This is a genomic window from Paenisporosarcina sp. P4_E4_2, from assembly GCF_056401595.1.
This window is the reverse complement of the sequence record NZ_JBFUJC010000454.1, coordinates 1-1,998: the sequence shown is the minus strand read 5'-3', so window position 1 is coordinate 1,998 and position 1,998 is coordinate 1. Positions and strand designations below refer to the sequence as shown.

The window sequence follows — 1,998 nt, the reverse complement described above, 5'->3', positions numbered from 1 at the left end:
GTGGATGACTATTGATATGGTGTACTTACCCTAACTGGCGTTTAAATACTTTAATGGCGAAGAAGTAAGCGATGACCATGATGCTGACGCACCAGGCAAGCGCGATCCAGATATCGTTGCCAACAGACCCTTCATACAAGAGGGCACGAATCGCATTCACGATTGAAGTCACGGGCTGGTTCTCAGCGAACGCACGGACAATTTTAGGCATGGTTTCGGTGGGTACAAAGGCCGAACTGATAAACGGCAGGAAAATCAGCGGGTACGAGTAGGCTGTCGCCCCTTCCATAGACCCTGCTGTCAATCCGGGAATGACCGCCAGCCATGTCAGCGCCAGCGTAAACAGCCCGAGTATCCCAGCTACCGCGAGCCAATCCAGGATATCAGCGCTGGAACGGAAGCCCATCAAGAGCGCGACGAGGATAACCACCACGATAGTAAGCGCATTGGAAACAAGCGAGGTCAACACGTGTGCCCACAATACCGACGAGCGCTTGATGGGCATGGTAATGAAACGCGACATCAGCCCGCTCTTTACATCCGTAAACAGCCGTACAGAAGTGTAAGCGACGCCGGATGCAATAGCCATCAGCAAGATTCCCGGCAATAAATAATTGACGTAGTTGTCCGTGCCTGTCTCTATGGCGCCGCCAAATACGTAGACAAACAGCAGCAGCATCATAATCGGCGTAATCGCCACCGTGATAATCGTATCCGGGCTGCGCATGATGTTGCGCATTAAACGTCCTAGTAATACCCCTGTTTTGCTTTTCATTTACATCTCCTCCTTTTTGCCGATGATTGCGAGGAAAATTTCCTCTAATGTCGGCTGCTTCTCGATGTACTCCACTTCCGCTGGCGGGAACATCTCCTTGAGTTCGGTAAGGGTACCGGTCGTGATGATTTTTCCACCATGCAGGATGGCGATACGGTCCGCCAGTTGTTCGGCTTCCTCCAGGTACTGGGTCGTCAGCAAGATGGTCGTGCCGCCGCCGGCAAGCTCCTTGACGGTATCCCAGACTTCAATCCGCGCTTCGGGGTCAAGCCCTGTCGTCGGTTCGTCGAGAAAAATGACTGCTGGCGTCCCGATCAGGCTCATGGCGATGTCAAGCCGGCGCTTCATCCCGCCGGAATATTTGTCAGCCCGGCGGTTGGCCGCATCGGTCAGGCTGAATCTTGCAAGCAAATTGTCGGCGACTTGAGCGGGATTGGAAACTCCCCGCAACTTGGCGATCATCATCAGGTTTTCCCGCCCGGTGAGCATGCCGTCTAAAGCTGCGAACTGTCCTGTCAGGCTGATACTCTGGCGAACATGATCCGGTTGACGCTGGATGTCAAAGCCGCAAATACCTACTTCGCCGCCATCGGCCTTCATCAGCGTCGAGAGGATGTTGACTATCGTCGTCTTGCCCGCTCCATTTGAGCCCAGCAGTGCGAAAATTTCGCCACGCTGTACCTCAAAATCCACCCCCTTTAAGACTTCCTTGTCTTTAAAGGATTTTTTTAACCCTTTTACAGAAATCGCTGCATTGCTCATACTTTTTTCCTCCTTATAAAATAATCTTCTATTTAGTCTGACTGATAATCTGTACAACTTATTACCAGGTGAAAATATAACTGAATGGCGAATGTGGCAATTCACATTTGTAATCAGCTATTCAGTCGGTATTATCTATTGAATTTATTTTTTCCCAATCGCTTCATGATACTCTGATTCAAATCTTCACGATACTTGGCGACATAGGTTTTAGCGTTTGCCACTAGTTCGYCGGCAAAGGACGCCACGTCGTCCCCGGWGATTTCCAGCACTTGTCTGCCTTCCGCCGCACCGGCTTCGAACAACTCGATTAATTCATACTGCATGTGCAGCATATCCATCCCGTTGCCCGCTGAGAAATTCCACATGTAGTTTTGAATTTTCATAAATATAAACTGGTAGTCCTCTGGCAGGGCTTCAACCCGTGCCATCATCATCCTTCAACCCGTGCCATCATCATC

General features: G+C 50.5%; 3 protein-coding genes. All 3 read right to left on the bottom strand.

Translation table 11 applies throughout. The features are described from left to right. Window positions 1-25 precede the first annotated feature (25 nt). Complete coding sequence (locus AC1DSB_RS18565) at window positions 26-775, bottom strand: ABC transporter permease (RefSeq protein WP_477531798.1); 750 nt, start codon at window positions 773-775, stop codon at window positions 26-28. Then, entirely contained in the window at window positions 776-1,537 is a 762-nt protein-coding gene (locus AC1DSB_RS18560; RefSeq protein ID WP_477531797.1) for an ABC transporter ATP-binding protein, read from the bottom strand. It abuts the gene before it with no gap. Window positions 1,538-1,668: 131 nt separating this feature from the next. Then, a complete protein-coding gene (locus AC1DSB_RS18555) occupies window positions 1,669-1,974 on the bottom strand; it encodes a DUF1048 domain-containing protein (protein ID WP_477587336.1) in 306 nt (101 codons plus the stop codon). Between the last annotated feature and the right edge of the window lie 24 nt (window positions 1,975-1,998).